This is a genomic window from Phaeobacter sp. JH20_37 (assembly GCF_048056015.1).
In the GTDB taxonomy this organism is placed as follows: Bacteria; Pseudomonadota; Alphaproteobacteria; order Rhodobacterales; family Rhodobacteraceae; genus Phaeobacter; species Phaeobacter bryozoorum.
The window spans coordinates 365811-387957 of sequence record NZ_JAYMWW010000013.1 but is presented as its reverse complement, the minus strand read 5'-3'; the positions used below and the strand labels follow the sequence as shown (position 1 = coordinate 387957).

The window sequence follows — 22147 nt, the reverse complement described above, 5'->3', positions numbered from 1 at the left end:
CCCCCGGTCCGACCGGTTCGGATCAATCGCGCAGGCTTTCTTCGCGCAGGCCATCGGCCAGGAGGTTCAGCCCCAGAACCAGGCTCAGCAGCGCCAGGGCCGGCGGCAGCGGCGGGTGCAGGTAGACCGACAGCAGCTTGCGCCCGTCGTTGATGGTGCTGCCCCAGTCAGGGCTTTCCGGTGGCAGGCCCAGTCCGAAAAAGCCCAGCGTGCCGAGGAGGATGGTGGTGTAGCCGATGCGCAGGCAGAAATCGACGATCAGCGGCCCGCGCGCATTGGGCAGGATTTCCCACAGCATGATGTACCAGGGCCGTTCCCCCCGGGTCTGGGCGGCGGCGACATAGTCGCGGGTCTTGATGTCCATGGTGAGCCCGCGCACGATGCGGAACACGGTGGGCGAATTGACAAAGACTACCGAGACAAAGACCACCAGAATACCGCCCGGCACGTCAAAGAGATCGAGCGGCCAGAAGGTGATCTTGGATCCCGCCTCATTGATCAGCGACAGATAGCCCAGCAGGCCCGGGATCAGCACGACGGCCAGCCAGAGCGCGCTGTGCTGCGGCCGGGTGCGGAAGCGCGAGTGGATCAGCACCCCGACAAAGATCAGCGGAAAGGCAAAGAGCACCACGGCGATATATTGAGGCAGCCCGGTTGCGATGATCTCCGGGGTGACCAGCAGGTAGAACAGCAGGATCACCGGGAAGGCCAGGATCAGGTTGGCGAGGAAGGACAGCACCGTGTCCCACAGGCCGCCGTAATAGCCCGCAGGCAGCCCCAGCGTGATCCCCACCATAAAGGCAAACACCGTGGCCAGCGGCGCGATCTGCACCACCACCCAGGCGCCATCTATCAGGCGGCTGAAGACGTCGCGTGCCAGGTTGTCACCGCCAAGCAGATACCAGGCCGCAATGCCGCTGTCGGCCTCGGCGCCGGGCAGGGGGGTGCCGGGCAGCTTGTTCTTGAGGCCACTGACCTGGGTCAGCGGGTCGTGCGGTGAGATCAGATCCATCGCGCCCAGCACACCGGTAAAGACCCAGAACATCACCAGCGCAAAGCCGATCATACCGATTGGGCTGTCGAACAGCTTGCCATAAAGACCTAGGCGCCGCTTGAAGGTCATCGACACCGCAAACAGCACCACCAGCGCGATCCAGACCGGGAGCAGCAGCCGCGCCATGGCACCGACGATGCCGCCGCTGGCGCCAAACAGCACGCCGAAGAGGATATAGATCAGGATCAGTCCGATCACCGCAAGAAAGCTGAGGCGCACCGCCCTGCCGGCCAGCACATCGGGTGTGGTCGCGAGACCGGCGCTGCCATGGGCGTTGATCATTGTTGTCGGGCTGACCGTGACGATGCTGAGCACCAGCCAGGCAATGATGCAGAGCGCCAGTGCCACAAGGGCAAGGATCAGCACCGGGTTCAGAAAGGCAAGACTTCCGGTCCAGCTGAGAGGGTCCATGCTGCGTTCCTCCTTCAGGAAATCCGGATACGGGGATTGAGATAGACATAGCCAATGTCGGAAATCAGCTGCGTGAGCAGCACGACAACGACAGAGACCACCGAAATCCCCAAGAGCAGTTCGATGTCATTATTGCCAGCCGCCTCGACCAGCGCCCAGCCGAAGCCCTTGTAGTTGAACAGGGTCTCGACAATCACCACGCCGTTCAGCAGCCAGGGAAACTGCAGCATGATCACCGTGAAGGGGGCGATCAGCGCATTCCGCAGCGCGTGACGCATGACGATTTTTGGAAAACTGACGCCCTTGAGCCGGGCGGTACGGATATACTGTGCGGTCATCACCTCGGTCATGGAGGCGCGGGTCATCCGGGCGATGTAGCCGATGCCATAAAGGGCGATGGTCATTACCGGCAGGAAGAAGTTTTCGAAATTGGCGTCGACCATCGCCGAATTTGCTGTGCCCTTGAACCATTTCAAGCCAACGGCAGAGGAGGTGAAGACCGCCATGAAGATCACACCGGAGACATATTCCGGGGTTGCCGTGGTCAGGATCGAGGCGGTTGACAGTGTGCGGTCCGTGACCGAGCCTTCGCGCATCCCGGCCAGGATCCCGATCAAGAGCGCCGAGGGCACCATCAGGATCAGAACCCACATCATCAGAAAACCGGTATTGCCAAGGCGCGTTGCAATGATGGAACTGACATCATCCTTGAAAACGCTCGAATGGCCCCAGTCGCCCTGAAGAATGCCGCAGAAACGTGGGGCGGCGGCTGCCTCTTCGGCGGGTTGAACCCCGGTGATGCAGCGCCCTGTGGTCCCCTCATCTGTCACCGTGGTCCAGCCCGGCAGCACTCCCAGCCATTGGCCGTATTTTACCGGCATCGGTTGCAGATACCCTCCCTTTTCCAGCCAGCTGGCAACCGCCTCGTCCGACATGCGGAAGTTGCCTTGGGTCTTGGCGAGTTTTTCAAGGTTCGGGTAGAGATTGGTCAGCGTGAAGACGGTGAAGGTCAGGCAGAGCGCGGTCAGGATCATGATCCCGACACGCCTGAGGATGAACAGTCCCATGGAATGCTCCCGTTGGTGGCTGTACGCCTTGAGTTAGGCCAATGGTCAGGCCGCAGTCGGCGGCCTGCCTGGCTATTGAGCGTTTTCTTGCGGCCAGAAGCTTTGGGCCGCGCCGTGCGGCGCGGCCCGCTGTGTCAGATCAGGCCTTGAAAGCCCATTTGTAGATCTGGGGCAGATCGGCGATGTGCTTGTCGACGCCGACCACATTGTCGGTGTGGTGGCGGATGGCGGTCCGCCAGAAGGGCTGGATGGTAACGCCTTCGTCAATCATGATGGCCTGTAGCTTGGCCATGACTTCGCGCCGTTTATCGACATCTGCAAGTGCGTTGGCTTCGGCCAGCAGGCTGTCGAACTCTTCATTCGCAAAACCGGCTTCGTTCCAGGCTTCGCCGGAGCGGTAAGCCAGTCCCAGAACCTGGGTGCCGAGCGGGCGGTGGTTCCAGTTGGTGGAGCTGAACGGGTATTTCGCCCAGTCGTTCCAGAAGGTCGAGCCGGGCAGAATGGTCCGTTTGACCTTGAAGCCCGCGTCACGCAGCTGAGCTGCGACCGCGTCGGTCGTGTTGCGGCGCCAGTCGTCGTCGATGGAGTGCAGCTCGTGCTCATAGTCGAGCATGCCCGCCTCTTCCATCAGCGCCTTGGCCTTGGCCGGGTCAAACGGCAGCCGCGTCACAGTCGGGTCGTGTTCGGGGTGCATCGGGCCGACATGGCAGTTGTCTGCCGGAATGCCATAGCCGGACATGCCCAGTTCAAGGCAGACGGTGTTGTCCACCGCCATGGCAATCGCCTGGCGCACGCGCTTGTCGGCATAGGGCTTGGTGCCGTTGACCTCGGCCAGCTGGTTGGGGCGGATCACGATGGTGAAGCCGGAGGCGATTTCCGAGCGGTTCAGGCCGATGCCGTCAAAGATATCGACGTATTCCCCCACGGATTCCCAGTTCATATCAATTTCTTCGGCCTCATAGGCCGCCAGGAACGACGCCGGATCGGTGCCGTAATCAATGAATTCGATCCGGTCCAGATAGCCGCCTTTGCCCGCTGCGGTGCCCCACCATTCGTGGTCTTCGTTGCGTACGAGGACGCCTTTCACGCCGACTTCCATCGACTCAGGCAGCATGTAGCCGGTGCCGATGGGGTTCTCCAGCATGGTGTCGCCGGTATGGCTGGCATGGGTGATCTGCGCGGGATAATCAGCCATCCCCGGAATGATGGTGATGTCCGGGGTGTTGGTTTTCAGCAGCACGGTATGGCTGTCGACAACGGTGATGGCGCCTTCGGCGGCTTGGCCGGTCTCCGCGTCGATCAGCGACGCCATACGGCCTGCCATCGAGTTGCCCTCGACGCTCTTGTCGCACCAGCCAGTGATGTTGCGGGCCACGTCCTCTGCGGTGAAATCGTCGCCATTGTTCCACTTCACCCCTTTGCGGACATGCAGGGTGAACTCGGTCGCGTTTTCGTTGACGTCCCAGCTTTCCAGCAGCAGCGGCTCAAAGGAGCCATCGCTGTTGTATTCGACCAGGAATTCCAGCCAGCCGGAGGTAAAGGTTGCGATCTGCGCCCAGTCATAGGTGCGCGGATCCTTCAGGGCGCGCACTTCCATCTGCATGCGCAGGGTGCCGCCGGTCTGTTCATGACCTGCGGCCTGAACAGGGGCGTCAAGCCCAAGGAGGCCGTATGCCGCAGCCGAACTGACGCCAAGCGCGGTGGCGCGGACCATGAATTCGCGTCGATCCATCTTCCCAGCAAGGGTTTCTGTCGCATACATCTTTGCCGCCGGGTGGATATCGGTCCCGGTGATGGTGTCTTTTGTCATGTAGCTCTCCCTGTTGCACCGCAAGTTTTCGCTTTTGGAACGGCGGGCCATCTGAGCTGGCTGGCGCCGTTTGAGGTGCTGTGTTCAAAGATTGTTTCCCCGTTTGATCATTCGGCCCCAGATCGCGGGTGAGGTCAATGTAAGAAGTCGACGTTTCACATGACTTTTGCGACATTGTTGGTGTCGGTTTTGTGTTTTTCCCCAAGGGAGGCCAGTCCGAAAGTTTTAGTACTGGGCATATGTGCACAGTCAGCCGGAAGGCCGCGCGTCTGTCGCCGGGGTGACTCGTGGACGTTTAGCGCGGTCCAGGGGCTGGGGAATTCGGCGCGAGGTGGTGCAGGCGCGCAGGCGCGGCGCCGCTGCGCCCCCGGTGGACACGGTGCGGCGGAGATCTGGTGCGGCCTGATATCTCAGGCGGCGCGTTTCAGCTTTTCGCGCGCCTGTTTGCGCAGACGGCTTGGGGTTTCACCGGTGTGCTGGGTGATGAAGCGGGTGAAATAGGCGGCGCTGCCAAAACCGAGGGTCGAGGCGATATCGCGCATCGGCAATTCAGAGTTGATCAGCAGGCTGCGCGCCGCGTGCAGCTGGCGCTCGGTCAGCAGGGCGCCCGCCGTCTTGCCGGTTTCGGATTTGCAGACGCGGGTCAGATGTGTCGGCGTCACATTCAGCGCGGCGGCATGATCGGCCATGCTGGCATGTTGGGCATAGCATTCGACAATGCGCCCGCAATAGCCCTGAGCCAGCCGCTGGGCAGCGGTGGGTTTGCCGCTGGTGCTGCTGCGTTCCGCCATCAGGCGGCGGATGTGGATTGCGATCAACGTGCCATGGGCCTGCATCGCGCGATACCACAGCGCGGGGCGATCCTGCTGTTCGGCCTGCATGGCCTGGAACATGCTGTTGATCACCGCCTGATCCTGAGCATCGGGGATGCGCAGCGTGTCGGCGGCATCGGGGAAATCCATCGGGGTCGAGGTGGGCACATTCATGACCTGGCCGATGCACTGCCGACCCAGCTCCAGCGACCACAGGGTCCCGGCCGGAACAAAGATGGCGCTGTTGGGGCCAAAGCCACGCTGCTGCCCGTTCAGAAAGACCCGCCCCTGGCCACGGGTGATCCAGATCAGCAGATTTTCGGGGCGGTCATGTGCCAATTCGACCTGCCAAGGCCCATCGGGAGTCAGCTGCGACAGCGGTGCGACTGTGATCTCGCCGATATGGGTGGGGTCAAAAGGCATAGGCTGGTTGATATGTGATGCTCGTATTTTCGGTTGGCGCAAATGGACATGAAAAATTGATTCTGGCAAGTTTTTGCCGAAAAATGCTTAAGGATTTAATAGAATTGCAGGTCTCTGCATGGGGTTTGGGCAACAATGTGCGTATGACGCGCGGTCATCTGGACATTTTGTCCACATCTGTTCCGCGCACTGTGCCGCCGATGTCATTCTGGCCAGCGAAAGCGCTATCGACCGGACGCAAGCCGGGGTGCCGGGCAGTACCAAGGCGGCGTTCAGACGGTGTTTTCGAGGCTGTTCGGACGGCCCTCAGGCCGGACGGTAGGGCGTCCACTGCTTCATTCGCGCGCGGAACCACGTGCGCTGACGTTTGGCAAACTGCCGGGTCGCAACCGAGGCCCGCTCGCGCGCCTCCGCCTCGGTCATCTCGCCCAGGTAATGCGCCATCAGCTCCGGCACGCCAATTGCGCGGCAGGAGGGCAGCGCGGGATCATAGCGATCCTGCATGGCGGCAATCTCCTCCATCGCACCGGCCTCCATCATCGCATCAAAGCGGCGGCGGATGCGCGCTTCGAGCCAGTCCTTGTCGGTGTCAAAAACAATCGCGGTGCAGCGATCCAGCGGCAGCGGCGGCGGCGGTGTTTCGGCCTGCCAGTCGGCCAGGCCACGACCGGTCGCAGTCAGCACCTCATAGGCGCGCTGCACCCGGGCGCGATTGAGAAGGTCGATCCGCTCAGCCGTCACGGCATCCAGCGCCGCGCGCATATCCTCAAGCGACAGCAGATCGGCCTGCGCCCGGACCTCGGCCGGGGTGGCAGGGATCTCCGCAAGGCCCTGCGTGAGGGCGCTGAAATAAAGCCCGGTGCCACCGACGATGATCGGACGGGGGCCGTGGTCCAGCAGCGGCAGTACCTCGCGCAGCCAATGCCCGACGGAATAGTCGGCGTCATAAGGCTGGTGGCCATAGAGCAGATGCGGGGCCTGCGCCTCTTCCTCGGGCGAGGGGCGGGCGGTGATCACCCGCCAGCAGTCATAGACCTGACTGGCATCGGCATTGACGATCACGCCGCCCTGAGCTTCGGCGATCTGAAGCGCCAGCGCCGATTTGCCGGAGGCGGTTGGCCCGGCGATCAGCACCGGCTGGTGCGGCGGGATGTCTGGCAGCTGGGTTGCGGTGGTCATGCGGGCGTCCTGTTCTTTGGATGTTCTGCGGCGCGCGGGGCGTTGCTGCGGTGGGGCGCCAAAAACATCTCAGGCCGCATTGATCCTGCCGCCGATTTGCTTCATTTTGCGCGCAAATTAACCCCGTCATATTCCGGAGCGCAACATGCCCCTTACAAACGATCAGCCGGAGGCCACGCCGGCGGCAACCTATAAACGTGTGATGCTGAAAATCTCAGGCGAGGCGCTGATGGGGGACCAGGGGTTTGGCCTGCATCCGCCGACCGTCCAGCGCATCGCGCAGGAGGTGAAATCCGTGCGCGACATGGGCGTGGAGATCTGCATGGTGATCGGCGGCGGCAATATCTTCCGCGGGTTGTCCGGCTCGGCCCAGGGGATGGAGCGGACAACGGCCGACTACATGGGGATGCTGGCCACGGTGATGAATGCGCTGGCGATGCAGTCGGCGCTGGAAGGTCTGGGCGTCTTTACCCGGGTGATCTCGGCCATTCGCATGGATGAGGTGGCCGAGCCCTACATTCGCCGCCGCGCCGTGCGTCACCTTGAAAAGAAACGGGTCTGCATCTTTGCCGCAGGCACCGGCAACCCCTATTTCACCACCGATACCGCGGCCACGCTGCGCGCCAATGAGATGGCCTGCGAGGCGATCTTTATGGGTAAGAATGGCGTCGATGGTGTCTATGACAAGGATCCCGCGCAGCATGACGACGCGGTGCGTTATGACACCATCAGCTACGACGAGGTTCTGGCCAAGCGGTTGAAGGTGATGGATGCCTCGGCCATTGCGCTGGCGCGCGACAACAACCTGCCGCTGATGGTGTTCCCGCTGGATGAGCCGGGCGGCTTCCGGGGCATTCTGGCGGGCAAGGGGACCTACACGAAGGTTCACGGCTAACCGCGCCGGGGGGGGCGGGGCGCACTTGCCCTTGCCACATGCACAATGAGCCGCGCGCCCGGATCGAGATCCGGCGCGCGGTTTTTTCATGTGGCGCGCGGCGCTGGCGGCGGGTCTTGTGCGGCGGCGGCTGACCGGCTGCGGTGCCGGGCCGTCCCGGAGAAGGGCAGAACCCTGCCTGTGGCCGCTTCAAATCTGCGGCAAGATCGCTATACAACGCCGCACCAATGTCTTATGAGCAATGCAAACACCGCCTCAAGTCAGGGGAGAGCAGAATGTCTGACGATTTTATTCTCGATACCGATGATCTACAGCGCCGCATGGATGGTGCCATGGCCAATCTCAGAACCGAATTCGCGTCGCTGCGGACCGGTCGTGCCTCCGCCTCGATGCTGGAGCCCGTGATGGTGGACGCCTATGGCTCGATGACGCCGATCAACCAGGTTGGCACCGTCAACGTGCCGGAGCCGCGCATGGTCACCATCAACGTCTGGGACAAGGCGCTGGTCGGCAAGGTCGAAAAAGCCATCCGTGAATCCGGTCTGGGCATCAACCCGCAGCTAAATGGCACCATCATCATGCTGCCGATCCCCGAGCTGAACGAAGAACGTCGCCGCGAGCTGACCAAAGTGGCCGGCCAGTATGCCGAGCACGCGCGGGTGTCGATCCGCAATGTGCGCCGCGATGGGATGGACCAGATCAAGAAAGCCAAGGCCGACGGCATGTCCGAGGACGACCAGAAGCTCTGGGAAGGCGAAGTTCAGGAGCTGACCGACAAGATGATTAAGGTTGTCGACGCGGCTCTGGAAACCAAACAAGCCGAAATTATGCAGGTCTGACACCTGCTTATGTCACAGAGCACAGACACCGTCCTGGCGCCGGATGAGAGCGACCCCGCACCGGAACGCGGCCCGAAACATGTTGCCATCATCATGGATGGCAATGGCCGCTGGGCGCAGGCGCGGGGCCGTCCGCGTCTGTTCGGTCACCACGCGGGCGCCAAACGGGTGCGCGAGGTGGTGGAATGCTGCCCCGCGTTGGGGGTGAAATACCTCACCATCTTTGCCTTCTCGACCGAGAACTGGAAGCGCACACAGGTGGAGGTCGCAGGCCTCATGAGCCTGTTCCGCCGCTATATCTCCAAGGAGATGAAAGCGCTGTCGCAGCGCAATGTCCGGGTCCGTTTCATCGGGGACCGGGTGCGGCTGGACAAAAAGCTGGTCGCGCTGATGGACCAGCTGGAGCAGGAGACCGCCTGCAATGACGGTACCCACCTGACCATCGCGCTGAATTATGGCAGCCGTGACGAGGTGGCGCGGGCCACCAAACGGCTGGCCGAGGATGTGGCAGCGGGGCGCCTGAACCCTGCGGATGTGGATGAGGAAACCCTGCCACGTTATCTCGATACCCATGTGTTGCCCGATCCAGATCTGGTCATCCGCACCAGCGGTGAAGCGCGGATCTCCAACTTTCTGCTGTGGCAGTCGGCCTATGCGGAATATGAGTTCATCGACACGCTGTGGCCGGATTTCACCGCCGACGAGATGGACCGGCTGTGCCGCAGCTACGGGCAGCGGGATCGCCGGTTTGGCGCGGTGAAGACATGAGCGCCGCGGGACGTTGGGCCGATCTGATGCCGCGGGTGATCTCCGCCATCGTGATGATCGTCGTGGGTGGCTGGGCTGTATGGCGCGGGGGCGTGGTGTTTGACCTGCTGATCGCGGCGGCCTGTGGTGGCATGATCTGGGAATTGCTGCGCATGGTGGTGCCTGATCGTCAGGGGCTGGCGCTGCCGCTCGGCGTCCTGTCGATGGGGGCGGTGCTGGCCGCAGCGCTAATGGGCGGCGGCTGGGCGCTTGGCCTGCTGCTGATACCGGCGGTGCTGGGCGCGCTGGCCATCGACATCCGCCGGGGCATTTACATCGGTTTCGCGCTTTGGGTGCTGTTCGCGGCCTATGCGTTCATCTGGATGCGCAGCGCGCTGGGGCTGGATTGGATGATCTGGCTGATCTCGGTTGTGGTGGCCACGGATATTGCGGGCTATTTCGCCGGTAAGACCTTTGGCGGGCCGAAATTCTGGCCGCGTGTCAGCCCGAAGAAAACCTGGTCCGGCACCTCTGCGGGCTGGATCGCGGCCGCAGCTGTTGGTGCGGTCTTTGCGGTGCAGGGCGGGCTTGGCTTTGGCGTCGTGCTGCTGTCGGTGCTGGTCTCCATGGCCAGCCAGGCCGGTGACGTTGCCGAAAGCGCGCTGAAACGCAAGATGGCTGTGAAGGATTCCAGCGGCCTGATCCCGGGCCACGGCGGGCTGTTCGACCGCTTTGACGGTATGCTGGGCGCGGCGGCCATGGTGCTGCTGGTACTCAGCCTGTGGGGTTTGCCCGGCGGGACGATCTGATGCGCAAGATCTCGATTTTCGGGGCCACCGGATCCATTGGTCAGAATACGATTGACCTGATCCGGCGGGCCCCCGGTGACTACAATGTGGTGGCGATGACCGGTGGCGCCAATATTGCCCAGCTGGCACAGGATGCCAGAGCGCTGCGTGCCGATATCGCCGTGACCGCCTATGATGACAAGCTGCCGGAGCTGCGGGCCGCCCTGGACGGTTCGGGCATCGTGGCGGCCGCCGGGCAGGCGGCGCTGGTCGAGGCGGCGTCGCGACCTGCGGATTGGGTCATGTCGGCGATTGTCGGCGCGGCTGGCCTTGCTCCGGGGCTCGAGGCGCTGAAGCAGGGCGCGACTCTGGCGCTGGCGAATAAGGAATCGCTGGTTTGCGCCGGAGCGCTGCTGCTGGAGACCGCCCGCAGCCATAATGCGCGGCTCCTGCCCGTGGACAGCGAACATTCGGCGGTGTTTCAGGGGCTGGTCGGTGAAGACATCGCGGCGGTGGAACGTGTGGTGATCACCGCCTCTGGCGGGGCGTTTCGCGACTGGCCGCTGGAGCAGCTGAAGACCGCCACGGTGGCACAGGCCTCCTCGCATCCCAATTGGGACATGGGCCAGCGGATCACTATCGACAGTGCGTCCATGTTCAACAAGGCGCTGGAAGTTATTGAGACCCGTGAGTTTTTTCGCGTCGATCCAGACCAGATCGAAGTGGTGGTGCATCCTGAATCCATCGTTCACGCGCTGGTCGGTTTTCGCGACGGTGCGCTGATGGCGCATCTCGGCGCGCCGGATATGCGCCATGCCATTGGTTATGCGCTGCATTGGCCCGAACGGCGCGAGCTGCCGGTGGAGCGGCTGGATCTGGCGCGGCTGGCGCAGCTGACGTTTCGGGCGCCTGATCCCGCGCGCTATCCGGCATTGCGGCTGGCCTATGATGTGATGGCGCGGGGCGGGCTGATGGGGGCGGTGTTCAATGCCGCCAAGGAACGGGCGCTGGATCATTTCATCGCCGGGCGCATCGGCTTTCTGGACATGGCCGAGGTGGTGGCGCGGGTGCTGGATCAATTTGACAGTGCAGATCGCGGGCTAGATGAGGCAATGACACTTGATACGGTGCGCCGGACCGACCATCTCGCCCGTATGGACGCCGACAATGCAATTTTGAAATATGTAAGGTAAGCCCTTGGATCTCGTCTCCTTTCTTCCGCAGTTTGGCGGGTATCTCTATGTGATTGCCAGCTTTGTGGTGGCCCTGTCGGTGATCGTGGCTGTGCATGAATATGGCCATTACATCGTCGGGCGCTGGTCCGGGATCCATGCCGAGGTCTTCTCGCTGGGATTCGGTCCGGTGCTGTTTTCGCGGGTGGACAAGCGCGGCACCCGCTGGCAGGTGGCGCTGCTGCCGTTTGGTGGCTACGTGAAGTTCCTTGGTGATGCGGATGCGGCCTCGGGCAAGGATAGCGCGGCAATGGCGGATGCGGCGGCTGATCCGGTGGCGCTGCGGCGCACGATGCACGGCGCGCCGCTTTGGGCGCGGGCGGCCACCGTCGCGGCGGGGCCGGTGTTCAACTTCATCATGTCCGCGCTGATTTTTGCCGGTGTTTTCATGGTGCAGGGCACCATGCGCGATCCGCTGACGGTGGAGCGGCTGGTGCCGCTGCCGGGGCTGCAAACCGGCCTGCGCGAAGGTGACGCGCTGTTGCAGATCAACGGTGTCGATGTTCCCTCGCTGGAGGATAACACCGCCTTTGCGGCCTTCCGCGATGCGGTGCCGGAACAGCAGCCTCTAACCTATACCGTGCTGCGCGACGGCCAGCAGACCGAGGTCGAAGGACCGTATCCCTGGCCGCCGCATGTGCGTGGCGTGGCACCGCGCAGTGCCGCGTCTGACATCGACCTGCAGCCGGGCGATGTGATCACCGCCGTGGACGGCGCGCCGATCTTTGCCTTTGACCAGCTGAAACGTGCGGTTGAAAGCGCCGAGGGCAAGGTGTTGCTGCTGAAGGTCTGGCGCGCTGGCGAAGAGTTCGAGATGGCTCTGGCGCCCCGCCGTGTGGATGAGCCGCAGGCGGATGGTGGCTTTGCCACCCGCTGGCGTATGGGCATTGTCGGTGGTCTGGCGTTTGAGCCTGCGACCGAGAGCCTGGGCCTTGGAGAGGCGCTTGGCGGTGGCGCGGCGCAGGTCTGGGGCGTGGTCGAAATGTCGCTTTCCGGGCTGAAACATATGATCACCGGTGCGATCAGCACCTGCAACCTGTCGGGTCCGATTGGCATTGCCGAGACCTCTGGTGCGATGGCAAGCCAGGGGGCGGCCAGCTTCATTCGGTTTATCGCCGTGCTCTCCACTGCCGTTGGCCTGCTGAACCTGTTCCCGATCCCGGCGCTGGATGGCGGGCATCTGATGTTCTACGCCTATGAGGCGGTGACCGGTAAGCCGCCGAATGATGCGGTGATGCGGGTACTGATGGCGGTTGGCATCTCCGCCATCCTCAGCCTGATGATGTTTGCGCTTTTCAACGATATCTTCTGCTAGGCGCTTTCTTGCCGACCGGCCACGATCCGGCTGGTCGGCAGATCCCGCAGCAGCAGGGCGCGCCAAACTGTCGCCACATTCCCCTGTTAATCCTTTGGTAAGCCGCCGGTGGGCAGCGGTGCCGCAGATCGCGGCGCGGTTGTGGCGGATGTGGGATCTTTTTTTAGATAAACGGGAGAGTGGACGCCATGAGCAGCCTGCATATTACCAATACGGGATTGGGTCTTTTTATGCGCCTGAACTGGGACCGCGCCATGTCTGTGGCGACGATTTTGGGAGCGCTGGTGGCTGGGGCCTGGATCGGCAGTCTCTGAGTTTTCAACCTGTTGCAAGCAATCTGGCGCGTGGGGTCCTCCCGCGCGCCTTTTTGTTGTTTTTGACAAGCGCTGATAAACCCGATACGCACGGATTAAGCTGTAAAAAAATCGGGTTTTGACTGATGGTTCGGGGGAAGCACACAGGTAGATCCTGTGGGGGGCGCAAATTAGGTGCCCATATTTTGTATAGAAACGCATCTGCTGTAGCGCTGGCTGTTGCCTTGGGATTTGTCCTGACGCCAGAGTTCGCAGTGGCGCAGAGTTATAGTTTCACAAACGTTCAGGTCGAGGGCAATCAACGCATCCAGACCTCAACAATTGTGGCCTATACCGGCATTGAGCGGGGCAAATCGGTGAGCGCCGGGCAGCTCAACGATGCCTATCAGCGCATTCTGGACAGCGGCGTATTCGAAAGCGTCGAGATTGTTCCGCAGGGCAATACGCTGGTGATCAAGGTCACCGAATTTCCGACCATCAACAAGATCAGCTTTGAAGGCAACCGCCGCATCAAGGACGATGCCATGGCCGAGCTGATCGAATCGGCGCCGCGCCGGGTGTTCAACCCCACGGTCGCCGAGCGTGATGCCTCCAATCTGGCCGAAGCCTATGGTGCACAGGGACGTCTGGCCACAACCGTGACACCGCGGATCATCCGGCGCAGCGACAACCGTGTCGATCTGGTGTTCGAAATCTCCGAAGGTGACACCATCGAGGTCGAGCGCGTGTCCTTCATCGGCAACCGCGTCTATTCCGATCGGCGTCTGCGCCGCGTGCTGGAGACCAAACAGGCCGGTCTGCTGCGCACCTTCATCCGCGCCGATACGCTGATCGAGGACCGTCTGGAATTCGACAAGCAGGTGCTGCGCGATTTCTACCTGTCGCGCGGCTATGTTGACGTGCGTATCAACAGCACCAATGCCGAGGTAACCGAAGAACGCGACGCCGCCTTCCTGGTGGTGGATATCAGCGAGGGCCAGAAGTTCGAGTTTGGCGAAATCTCGGTCACCAGCGAGATGTCGGAAGCTGACGCCGATGAGTTCCGCAAGGTTCTGAGGGTCCGCCCCGGGGTAACCTATTCGCCGAGCGTGGTGGAAAATGCCATCCGGCGCCTGGAAACATATGCGATCCGCAAGGGGATTGATTTCCTGCGGGCCGAGCCGCGGATCAGCCGCAATGATCGCGAGCTGACGCTGGACGTGGATTTTGTGCTGACCCGTGGTCCGCGCGTGTTCGTTGAGCGGATCGACATCGAAGGCAACACAACCACGCTGGACCGGGTGATCCGTCAGCAGTTCCGCACCGTCGAGGGCGACCCGTTCAATCCGCGCGAAATCCGCGAAAGCGCTGAACGCATCCGTGCGCTGGGGTTCTTTGAAACCGCCGAGGTGGACGTGCGCGAAGGCAGCAGCGCCGGTGAGGTGGTTGTCGATGTGGACGTCGAGGAAAAGCCTACGGGTGCGCTGAGCCTTGGTGGTGCCTACTCGGTCAACGATGGCTTCGGTCTCAGCATCGGCCTGTCGGAGAATAACTTCCTTGGTCGGGGGCAGCGCCTTTCGTTCAATATCTCGACCGCTCAGGACGCCGAGGAATACACGCTTGGCTTCACCGAGCCCTATCTTCTGGGGCGCGACCTGCGTCTCGATCTGGATCTGGGTCTGTCTGAGACGGATTCCAGCTTTGCGCTTTACGACACCAAACGTGCGTTCTTCTCGCCCGCGCTGACCTTCCAAACCTCGGAAAACAGCAGCCTTCAGATCCGGTACACCTGGGATGAGGATGAGATGATCACCCGTGGTGATGATTCCGCCGGGATCCCGCTGGCCGGTCCTGTGGTTCGTAGCGAGATCAACCAGGGTGCGATCAACGCCAGCTCCATCGGCTTTACCTATACTGTTGACAGCCGCCTGAACGGACTGGATCCGAATTCGGGCTATCTGTTCCAGGTTGGGGCCGATTATGCCGGGCTTGGCGGGGATTCCGAGTATCTGCGCACCACCGCAAAGATCATCGCCCAGCGTCGTGTCTTCAACGAAGAGGTGACATTGCGGGCAACGATCGAGGCAGGCGCCTTTGCTTGGCAGGGGGATGGCTTCAGCCGCTCCATTGATCGGTTTGTCCTGTCGCCCAATATCCTGCGTGGTTTTGAACCGGGTGGTATCGGTCCACGGGACCAGTCGCCCAATGGCGCAGGCGGGACCTATAACGACTTCCTCGGCGGCAACTATTACGCGGCGGCCCGCTTCGATGCGGAATTCCCGCTGGGCCTGCCAGAAGAGATCGGCCTGCGTGGCGGTCTGTTCTATGATGTGGGCAACCTCTGGGGTCTGAACAATGCCGATACCGGCGCGGCGGGCAGCAATATTGTCGGGCGCGGCGGGTCGTACCGTCATGTGGTCGGCTTCTCGCTGTTGTGGACAACCGGATTTGGTCCTTTGCGGTTCAATTTCTCCAAGGCGCTGAAGAAAGAAGACTTCGACCAAGAGCAGAGCTTTGATTTGACGTTGCAGGCGCGGTTCTGATCGCAATGACACGAGCTGTGGACACACGGCACACGGGGGCGCTGGCTGAGATGCTGGCGCCTTTTGTGCGCGGGCTTGCGATGCTGCCGCTGCTGGTGCTGCCTGCGATGGCGCAGGAGACGGCGTCGCCGGGGGCGGGCTTTGCCTTTGGCGAGACATTGCAGCTGGGCGCACCGCAGACCGGGCTGCTGACCATCCAGTCCGAGCGGCTCTATGCCGAGAGCGCCTTTGGTCAGCGTGTTTCCCAGGAACTGGATGCCGAGGGTGCGGTCCTGACGGCCGAAAACCGCCGGATCGAGGCGGAGCTGCGTGCAGAGGAACTTGAGCTGACCGAGCGCCGCAGCAGCATGGATCCTGCGGCGTTTCGCGCTCTGGCCGATGCTTTTGACAAAAAGGTGCAGGAAACCCGTCGTCAACAGGATCAGAAACTGCGCGATATCAACCAGATCGGCGAAGATGCGCGGCGTGATTTCTTCACCGCTTCGCTGCCTGTGCTGCAACAGATCATGCTGGAAGCCGGGGCCGGGGCCATTCTGGAACACGCCAGCGTGTTTCTGAGCGCGGATGCCGCGGATGTCACCGATCTGGCGATTGCGCGGGTGAACGAAGTGCTCGGCGACGGGCGTGAGAGCCTGCCCGAGGCCACCGGCGAATAGGCTTACCGCGCCCGGCTGGCGATTGCCTCAGGCGGAGGCAGGGCGCCGACCGTGCAGCCATCGCCGGGTCTGCCGCTTGCCGAAGCTGTGGGCAGTTGCTAGGACATACCTAACATTCAGAAAACGGGGAAACCGCAATGACAACCGAGCTGAAAAGCGCCGACATTCACCTGATCCAGCGGATCCTGCCGCATCGCTACCCGTTTCTGCTGGTCGACAAGGTGGTCGAGATCGACGGCTATTCCTCGGCCTGCGGGATCAAGAACGTCACCATGAACGAGCCGCATTTCCAGGGCCATTTCCCGGGCACGCCGATTATGCCGGGCGTCACCATCGTCGAGGCGATGGCACAGACTGCGGGCGTGATGCTGGGCGTAGGCATGGATATGATCGACACCGAGCTGCTGATCTATTTCATGAACATCGACAAATGCAAATTCCGCCGCAAGGTGATCCCCGGCGATGTGCTGGAGATGCGGGTGGAGACCACACGTGGTAAGCCCGGTGGCAAGATCTTCAAGTTCAAGGGTGTTGCAACCGTCAATGGTGAGACTGCGGCGGAGGCCGAGTTCTCGGCCATGATCGACGTGCAGAAGGATTGACACAGATGACCCGGATCCATCCCAGCGCGGTGGTCGAAGAAGGGGCGAAGATTGGCGCCGATTGCGTCATTGGTCCGTTCTGCCTGATTGGCCCTGAGGTCGTGCTCGGCGACCGGGTTGAGCTGAAATCCCATGTGGTCGTCGCCGGAGATACCGAGATCGGAGAGGATACCACGGTGTTCTCCTTTGCCGTGCTGGGCGAGATTCCGCAGGATCTGAAGTTCAAGGGCGAGCGCTGCAAGACCGTGATCGGCAAGCGCAACCGCATCCGGGAGCATGTGACGGTGAATGCCGGCACCGAAGGCGGCGGCGGGATCACGCGGATCGGTGATGACGGCTTGTTTATGGCCGGCTGCCACATCGCCCATGATGCGCAGATCGGAGATCGTGTGATCGTGGTGAATTCCGCTGCGGTTGCGGGCCACTGCGTGCTGGAAGATGACGTCATCATCGGCGGCCTGTCCGGCATTCACCAATGGGTGCGCATCGGTCACGGCGCCATTGTCGGCGCGGTCACGATGGTGACCAATGATGTGATTCCCTACGGGCTGGTGCAGGCGCCGCGCGGTGAGCTGGACGGGCTGAACCTTGTCGGCCTGAAACGCCGGGGCGTGCAGCGTGCGGATATCACCGCGCTGCGGGCGGCCTTTCAGATGCTGGCCCAGGGCGAGGGCACGTTTCAGGAGCGCGCGCGCCGTCTTGGCGCAGAGAGCGACAGCGAATACGTGCAGGAAATCGTTGATTTCATTACCGGCGAGAGTGACCGCTCTTTCCTGACGCCGGGAGGCTGAGACCATGCTGGCATTGATTGCAGGGCAGGGCGCACTGCCTGCCGAACTGGCCGCGCGCCTGTCCGACCGGCCGCTGGTCTGTGCCATGCGCGGCTCCGAGCCCGATCACATTGAGTCGGAGCTGACCTTTCGCCTGGAACAGCTCGGCAGCTTTATCGCGCGCCTGTCGGCCAGCGGCGTGCGCGAGATCTGCCTGGCGGGCGCAGTGCGCCGCCCGGCCATTGATCCATCGCAGATTGATGCCGAGACCATGCCGCTGGTTCCGATCCTGCAGGGGGCGATTGCCGCAGGTGACGACGGGGCATTGCGCGCAATCATCGGCCTTTTTGAGCAGGCGGGCATGTGCGTGCGCGCTGCCCATGAGGTAGCACCAGATCTGGTGATGGCCGAGGGCATCCCGACCGAGGTGCAGCCCGGCGAATTGGACCGGCGCGATGCAGAACGCGGCGCAGAGGTTGTCGAGGCCATGTGCCGCGCCGATGTCGGCCAGTCCTGCGCGGTGCGGCGCGGACAGGCGATTGCGGTCGAGAACCTCTTTGGCACCGACTGGATGCTGACGGCGTTGCAGAACCGGCCTGACGGCACCGGAGGTCTGCTGTTCAAGGCGCCCAAACCCGGACAGGACCGCCGCGCGGATCTGCCCACGATCGGCGTGCAGACGGTTGAGCTGGCGGCCAAGGCTGGGCTGTCGGGGATCGTGCTGGAGGCAGGCGGTGTTATCGTGCTCGATCAGGATGAGGTGGTGGCCACCTGCAACCGGCTCGGGCTGTTTCTCTGGCTGCGCAGCGCATGAGCCTACGGGTGTTCATCCTCGCAGGCGAGCCTTCTGGGGACCGCCTTGGCGGTGCGCTGATGGCAGGTCTGCGGCAGCTGCGCCCGGATATCATCTTTGAGGGGGTTGGCGGCGCGCTGATGGCTGAACAAGGCCTAAAGTCGCGCTTCGATATGTCGGAGCTGTCGGTCATGGGGCTGGCCGAGGTGCTGCCGAAATACCGCCAGCTGAAGCGCCGCATTCGCGAAACCGCAGAGGCGGTTCTGGACATGAAGCCGGATGTGATGATCACCATCGACAGCCCGGATTTCTCCCTACGGGTCGCCGCATTGGTGAAAGAAGCCAGCAGTATTCGCACGGTACATTATGTGGCGCCATCGGTCTGGGCCTGGCGCCCCAAGCGGGCCGAAAAAATGGCCCGGGTCATCGATCATGTGCTGGCGCTGCTGCCGTTTGAGCCGCCCTATATGGAAGCGGCTGGCATGGAGTGCGATTTCGTTGGCCACCCCGTTGTGGGGGAGCCACAGGCCACGGCGGAGGAGATTGCCGCCTTTCGCAGCCAGTACCAGCTGGAGGAGGCGCCCTGCATTCTGGCGCTGCCGGGATCGCGGCGCTCTGAGGTGACACGTCTGGCGCCGGTATTCGGTGCGGCCCTGAAACAGTTTCAGGACAGCCATCCCGAATACCGGATCGTGGTGCCGGCCGCAGCTCCGGTTGCCGATCTGGTGCGCAGCCATCTTGCGGAATGGTCGGATACCGCGGTGGTGATCGACCCCAATACGCTGGACGGTGAGGTGGCCAAGGCACATAAACGCGCGGCTTTTGCGGCGGCGGATCTGGCGCTTGCGGCTTCTGGTACGGTCTCGCTGGAGCTGGCGGCGGCGCGCACCCCAATGGTGATTGCCTATAAATTCCAGTGGCTCACCTGGCATATCATGCGGCGCATGGCGTTGATTGACACCGTCACGCTGGTCAATCTGGTCAGCGATACACGCGTGGTGCCGGAATGCCTCGGCCCTGAGTGTACGCCGGAGGCTATCGCCAAGGCGCTGATCAAGGTCAAGGCGGCGCCTACCGCGCAATCCTCTGCCATGGCGATCACGATGGAGCGGCTGGGCGAGGGGGGCGAAGACCCCGGTCTGCGCGCGGCCCGCGCAGTGTTGGATCGTCTGTCTGCGCAGACCTCCGCCGTCTCCTGAAGCCTGCCGGATGCAGAGCCTCCGGCAGGTGGCCTCTCGTAGCGCGGGCGCTATGCACCCGCGCGGTGCGCGCCGCAATGCGGGTAACTGAGCATGTGCCGTTGGGCGTGGTGTTGTGGTGGATTATATTTTGCTGAGACGCGCCTAAGGGCAGGTCTGCCCTCAGGCGCTATCTCGATTTTGGATTTGGGGAGGGCCTGTCAAGGACAAGCCGCGCGTATCGCGCGGAGGCTGCGCCTTCCCTGACAGACGCACCGTGTTCCTGGCCGTGTCAGTAGCCGCGCCAGATCCAGCCGCCGCCAAAGATACGGCTGCCCTCCTCAGCATAGAACACGCAGGCCTGTCCGGGGGAAATACCCTCTTCCGGGGTCAGCAGTTCGACCTCGGCTTCGGTCTCCGAGATCGGACGGATCACCGCATCGCGCGGGGGCCGGGTCGAGCGGACCTTGACCTTCAGATGCCATTCGTCGCGGCTGGTGAAAGGCTCATCGCCGAGCCAGTTGATTTCCCGCACCGGGATGGTGCGGGTGGCCAGCAAGTCCTTGGGCCCAACGACCACCTGTTTCTTGTCCACATCCAGTTTCACCACATAAAGCGGTTCGCTCAGCCCGCCGATGCCGAGGCCGCGACGCTGGCCGATGGTGTAGTGGATGACACCGTTGTGACGGCCGAGCACCCGGCCATCGGCATGAACGATGTCCCCCGGCTCCGCCGCGCCGGGGCGCAGTTTCTCGATCACGCTGGCATAATCACCATTGGGAACAAAGCAGATGTCTTGGCTGTCGGGTTTATCGGCCACCGCCAGACCATATTGTGCCGCCATCTCGCGGGTGGCGTCCTTTGACGGCAGATGTCCCAGCGGGAATCGCAGATAGTCCAGCTGCTCGGGGGTGGTGGAGAACAGGAAATAGCTCTGGTCGCGGTTGGCATCCTCGGCCGAATGCAGCTCCGGCCCGTTTGGCCCATCCTTGCGCTGGATATAGTGGCCGGTGGCCATGCAGTCGGCTTCCAGATCGCGGGCGGTTTCCAGCAGATCCTTGAACTTGACCCGTTCGTTGCAGCGGATACAGGGTACCGGGGTTGCGCCAGCCAGATAGCTGTCGGCGAACTCATCGATCACCGCATCCTTAAAAATGTTCTCATAATCCAGCACGTAATGCGGAAAGCCGCGCTCCTCGGCGACTCGGCGCGCATCATGGATATCGATCCCCGCACAGCAGGCGCCTTTCTTTGCAAGCGCCGCACCATGGTCGTAGAGCTGTAGCGTCACGCCCACAACATCATAGCCTTCATCGGCCAAATGTGCAGCAACAACAGAGCTGTCGACGCCACCCGACATGGCGACAACCACCCGCGTCTCCGACGGTGGTTTGGCAAAGCCAAGCGAATTCAGTTGGGGATTGGCATCCTGCGCCATCAGGCGACTCCTCGGATATGTGGGAAAGACACCGCAGAATATAGGAAAATCCTAATGATCCTCAAGGGGGCAGGTTCACCCCTCCTTAAGGCGTTTGCGCGAAATGTGGGGACGGACCAATTTCTATGCTCCACACGAAGGAAGAAAAGATGTTCTTGAAGAAAGTCGATGGCCCGCGCGCTGTGACCCTGCCGGATGGCACGGTGATGACGCGCGCGGATCTGCCGCCAAAGACCACGCGGCGCTGGGTGGCCTCACGCAAGGCGGCGGTTGTGCGCGGTGTCCTCTACGGCTTGATCCCGCAAAGCGAGGCATTGCGCAGATACAGCCTCTCCGAAGAGGAGTTTCGCAGCTGGGTTTCCGCTGTTGCGGACTTTGGCGAGGACGCCCTGAAAGCCACCCGTCTCAAAGACTATCGTAAATCCTGACGCAAAAAAATCATTCAGACTTGAGGTGAACGCGCAAATTAACCATCATGGTAACGGGCCATTAACTTTTTTCCACCAAGGTTAATTCGACCTGAGGGAAACAGTGTACAGGCGGAGAAAATAATATGCGCATTCTTCTTGTTGAGGATGATCCAACAACGGCGAAGAGCATTGAGTTGATGCTGACTCATGCCAACCTCAACGTTTATTCGACCGATCTCGGCGAAGAGGGGATCGATCTTGCTAAACTCTATGATTACGATCTGATCCTGCTGGATCTTAACCTACCCGATATGAACGGCCACGAGGTGCTGCGGCAGCTGCGCATGGCCCGTATCGAGACGCCCATTCTGATCCTGTCCGGTGCAGATGACACCGAAAACAAGATCAAGGGCTTTGGCTTTGGCGCCGATGATTATCTGACCAAACCCTTCCATCGCGAGGAACTGGTGGCCCGTATTCACGCCATCATCCGCCGCTCCAAGGGGCATTCCCAGTCGATTATCAACACCGGCAAGATTTCGGTCAATCTGGATGCCAAGACGGTGGAAGTTGCAGGCAAGGCCGTGCATCTCACCGGCAAGGAATACCAGATGCTGGAGCTGCTGAGCCTGCGCAAGGGCACCACATTGACCAAGGAGATGTTCCTGAACCATCTCTATGGCGGCATGGATGAGCCCGAGCTGAAGATTATCGACGTCTTTATCTGCAAGCTGCGCAAGAAGCTGAGCACGGCGACAGGTGGCGATAACTACATCGAAACAGTCTGGGGCCGCGGTTATGTGCTGCGCGATCCGCAGGACGATCAGCTGACTGGGGGTCACCGGATGGCTGTTGGCGCCTGATCCGGCGCGACCTTCATCTCACCCGGTTC

The 22147-nt window shown here is 62.0% G+C and carries 21 protein-coding genes; 15 read left to right on the top strand and 6 right to left on the bottom strand.

Annotated features, from left to right (window positions below; all coding sequences use genetic code 11):
• Window positions 1–22 precede the first annotated feature (22 nt).
• The 5 genes from VWZ87_RS06680 to miaA form a co-directional block, all read right to left on the bottom strand.
• Window positions 23–1465, bottom strand: a complete 1443-nt coding sequence (locus VWZ87_RS06680) for an ABC transporter permease (RefSeq protein ID WP_340545435.1) — start codon at window positions 1463–1465, stop codon at window positions 23–25.
• Between the two features lie 14 nt (window positions 1466–1479).
• On the bottom strand, window positions 1480–2532 hold the full coding sequence (locus tag VWZ87_RS06675; protein ID WP_416536942.1) for an ABC transporter permease: 1053 nt from the start codon (window positions 2530–2532) through the stop codon (window positions 1480–1482).
• Between the two features lie 139 nt (window positions 2533–2671).
• The gene (locus tag VWZ87_RS06670) at window positions 2672–4342 is read right to left on the bottom strand and encodes an ABC transporter substrate-binding protein (protein WP_340545437.1); all 1671 of its coding nucleotides are present in this window, start codon (window positions 4340–4342) and stop codon (window positions 2672–2674) included.
• A gap of 410 nt (window positions 4343–4752) precedes the next feature.
• Window positions 4753–5577, bottom strand: a complete 825-nt coding sequence (locus VWZ87_RS06665) for an AraC family transcriptional regulator (protein WP_340545438.1) — start codon at window positions 5575–5577, stop codon at window positions 4753–4755.
• Window positions 5578–5883: 306 nt separating this feature from the next.
• Window positions 5884–6756: a tRNA (adenosine(37)-N6)-dimethylallyltransferase MiaA gene (miaA, locus tag VWZ87_RS06660; protein ID WP_416536041.1), complete on the bottom strand. Its 873-nt coding sequence runs from the start codon at window positions 6754–6756 to the stop codon at window positions 5884–5886.
• A 145-nt stretch (window positions 6757–6901) separates the two neighbouring features.
• Here miaA and pyrH point away from each other — a divergent pair, with 145 nt between their 5' ends.
• From pyrH to lpxB, 13 genes are all read left to right on the top strand, one after another.
• Window positions 6902–7651, top strand: coding sequence for a UMP kinase (pyrH, locus tag VWZ87_RS06655; protein WP_340545440.1), 750 nt, complete (start codon window positions 6902–6904; stop codon window positions 7649–7651).
• A gap of 275 nt (window positions 7652–7926) precedes the next feature.
• Entirely contained in the window at window positions 7927–8490 is a 564-nt protein-coding gene (gene frr, locus VWZ87_RS06650) for a ribosome recycling factor (protein ID WP_340545441.1), read from the top strand.
• A gap of 9 nt (window positions 8491–8499) precedes the next feature.
• On the top strand, window positions 8500–9258 hold the full coding sequence (locus VWZ87_RS06645) for an isoprenyl transferase (protein WP_416536039.1): 759 nt from the start codon (window positions 8500–8502) through the stop codon (window positions 9256–9258).
• Window positions 9255–10046 carry a phosphatidate cytidylyltransferase gene (locus tag VWZ87_RS06640; RefSeq protein ID WP_260103190.1) on the top strand — a complete coding sequence of 264 codons (792 nt, stop codon included), beginning with the start codon at window positions 9255–9257 and terminating at the stop codon, window positions 10044–10046. The genes VWZ87_RS06645 and VWZ87_RS06640 overlap by 4 nt, the downstream gene beginning before the upstream one ends.
• Entirely contained in the window at window positions 10046–11218 is a 1173-nt protein-coding gene (dxr, locus tag VWZ87_RS06635) for a 1-deoxy-D-xylulose-5-phosphate reductoisomerase (protein ID WP_416536037.1), read from the top strand. The genes VWZ87_RS06640 and dxr overlap by 1 nt, the downstream gene beginning before the upstream one ends.
• 4 nt (window positions 11219–11222) lie before the next feature.
• A complete protein-coding gene (gene rseP, locus VWZ87_RS06630; RefSeq protein WP_340545445.1) occupies window positions 11223–12572 on the top strand; it encodes an RIP metalloprotease RseP in 1350 nt (449 codons plus the stop codon).
• A gap of 188 nt (window positions 12573–12760) precedes the next feature.
• Window positions 12761–12886 carry a hypothetical protein gene (locus tag VWZ87_RS06625; RefSeq protein ID WP_340545446.1) on the top strand — a complete coding sequence of 42 codons (126 nt, stop codon included), beginning with the start codon at window positions 12761–12763 and terminating at the stop codon, window positions 12884–12886.
• A gap of 125 nt (window positions 12887–13011) precedes the next feature.
• Window positions 13012–15408: an outer membrane protein assembly factor BamA gene (gene bamA, locus VWZ87_RS06620; protein WP_416536035.1), complete on the top strand. Its 2397-nt coding sequence runs from the start codon at window positions 13012–13014 to the stop codon at window positions 15406–15408.
• A 5-nt stretch (window positions 15409–15413) separates the two neighbouring features.
• Window positions 15414–16064, top strand: a complete 651-nt coding sequence (locus VWZ87_RS06615; protein ID WP_416536033.1) for an OmpH family outer membrane protein — start codon at window positions 15414–15416, stop codon at window positions 16062–16064.
• A gap of 137 nt (window positions 16065–16201) precedes the next feature.
• Window positions 16202–16666 (top strand): 3-hydroxyacyl-ACP dehydratase FabZ, encoded by a 465-nt coding sequence (gene fabZ / locus VWZ87_RS06610; RefSeq protein WP_340545449.1) that lies wholly within the window; start codon window positions 16202–16204, stop codon window positions 16664–16666.
• A gap of 5 nt (window positions 16667–16671) precedes the next feature.
• The gene (gene lpxA / locus VWZ87_RS06605; RefSeq protein WP_416536031.1) at window positions 16672–17457 is read left to right on the top strand and encodes an acyl-ACP--UDP-N-acetylglucosamine O-acyltransferase; all 786 of its coding nucleotides are present in this window, start codon (window positions 16672–16674) and stop codon (window positions 17455–17457) included.
• 4 nt (window positions 17458–17461) lie between these two features.
• Entirely contained in the window at window positions 17462–18250 is a 789-nt protein-coding gene (locus VWZ87_RS06600; RefSeq protein ID WP_416536029.1) for an LpxI family protein, read from the top strand.
• A complete protein-coding gene (gene lpxB / locus VWZ87_RS06595) occupies window positions 18247–19428 on the top strand; it encodes a lipid-A-disaccharide synthase (protein ID WP_416536027.1) in 1182 nt (393 codons plus the stop codon). Before VWZ87_RS06600 ends, lpxB begins: the two co-directional genes overlap by 4 nt.
• 271 nt (window positions 19429–19699) lie before the next feature.
• On the opposite strand, the gene mnmA is transcribed toward lpxB, so the two are convergent.
• Complete coding sequence (gene mnmA / locus VWZ87_RS06590; RefSeq protein WP_340545453.1) at window positions 19700–20845, bottom strand: tRNA 2-thiouridine(34) synthase MnmA; 1146 nt, start codon at window positions 20843–20845, stop codon at window positions 19700–19702.
• 149 nt (window positions 20846–20994) lie between these two features.
• Here mnmA and VWZ87_RS06585 point away from each other — a divergent pair, with 149 nt between their 5' ends.
• Together VWZ87_RS06585 and ctrA are read left to right on the top strand one after the other, a co-directional pair.
• Complete coding sequence (locus tag VWZ87_RS06585) at window positions 20995–21273, top strand: DUF1153 domain-containing protein (protein WP_040104126.1); 279 nt, start codon at window positions 20995–20997, stop codon at window positions 21271–21273.
• Window positions 21274–21398: 125 nt separating this feature from the next.
• Window positions 21399–22118 (top strand): response regulator transcription factor CtrA, encoded by a 720-nt coding sequence (gene ctrA, locus VWZ87_RS06580; RefSeq protein WP_340545454.1) that lies wholly within the window; start codon window positions 21399–21401, stop codon window positions 22116–22118.
• Window positions 22119–22147 lie beyond the last annotated feature (29 nt).

Bases quoted from the DNA above. Each gene is read 5' to 3' on its own strand.
- VWZ87_RS06645 (WP_416536039.1), top strand. From the start codon at position 8,500: ATGTCACAGAGCACAGACACCGTCCTGGCGCCGGATGAGAGCGACCCC.
- VWZ87_RS06640 (WP_260103190.1), top strand. From the start codon at position 9,255: ATGAGCGCCGCGGGACGTTGGGCCGATCTGATGCCGCGGGTGATCTCC.
- VWZ87_RS06665 (WP_340545438.1), bottom strand. From the start codon at position 5,577: ATGCCTTTTGACCCCACCCATATCGGCGAGATCACAGTCGCACCGCTG.
- bamA (WP_416536035.1), top strand. From the start codon at position 13,012: ATGGTTCGGGGGAAGCACACAGGTAGATCCTGTGGGGGGCGCAAATTA.
- VWZ87_RS06625 (WP_340545446.1), top strand. From the start codon at position 12,761: ATGAGCAGCCTGCATATTACCAATACGGGATTGGGTCTTTTTATGCGC.
- lpxB (WP_416536027.1), top strand. From the start codon at position 18,247: ATGAGCCTACGGGTGTTCATCCTCGCAGGCGAGCCTTCTGGGGACCGC.
- VWZ87_RS06670 (WP_340545437.1), bottom strand. From the start codon at position 4,342: ATGACAAAAGACACCATCACCGGGACCGATATCCACCCGGCGGCAAAG.
- fabZ (WP_340545449.1), top strand. From the start codon at position 16,202: ATGACAACCGAGCTGAAAAGCGCCGACATTCACCTGATCCAGCGGATC.
- pyrH (WP_340545440.1), top strand. From the start codon at position 6,902: ATGCCCCTTACAAACGATCAGCCGGAGGCCACGCCGGCGGCAACCTAT.
- VWZ87_RS06615 (WP_416536033.1), top strand. From the start codon at position 15,414: ATGACACGAGCTGTGGACACACGGCACACGGGGGCGCTGGCTGAGATG.
- ctrA (WP_340545454.1), top strand. From the start codon at position 21,399: ATGCGCATTCTTCTTGTTGAGGATGATCCAACAACGGCGAAGAGCATT.
- dxr (WP_416536037.1), top strand. From the start codon at position 10,046: ATGCGCAAGATCTCGATTTTCGGGGCCACCGGATCCATTGGTCAGAAT.
- VWZ87_RS06600 (WP_416536029.1), top strand. From the start codon at position 17,462: ATGCTGGCATTGATTGCAGGGCAGGGCGCACTGCCTGCCGAACTGGCC.
- frr (WP_340545441.1), top strand. From the start codon at position 7,927: ATGTCTGACGATTTTATTCTCGATACCGATGATCTACAGCGCCGCATG.
- VWZ87_RS06680 (WP_340545435.1), bottom strand. From the start codon at position 1,465: ATGGACCCTCTCAGCTGGACCGGAAGTCTTGCCTTTCTGAACCCGGTG.
- VWZ87_RS06675 (WP_416536942.1), bottom strand. From the start codon at position 2,532: ATGGGACTGTTCATCCTCAGGCGTGTCGGGATCATGATCCTGACCGCG.
- mnmA (WP_340545453.1), bottom strand. From the start codon at position 20,845: ATGGCGCAGGATGCCAATCCCCAACTGAATTCGCTTGGCTTTGCCAAA.
- lpxA (WP_416536031.1), top strand. From the start codon at position 16,672: ATGACCCGGATCCATCCCAGCGCGGTGGTCGAAGAAGGGGCGAAGATT.
- miaA (WP_416536041.1), bottom strand. From the start codon at position 6,756: ATGACCACCGCAACCCAGCTGCCAGACATCCCGCCGCACCAGCCGGTG.
- VWZ87_RS06585 (WP_040104126.1), top strand. From the start codon at position 20,995: ATGTTCTTGAAGAAAGTCGATGGCCCGCGCGCTGTGACCCTGCCGGAT.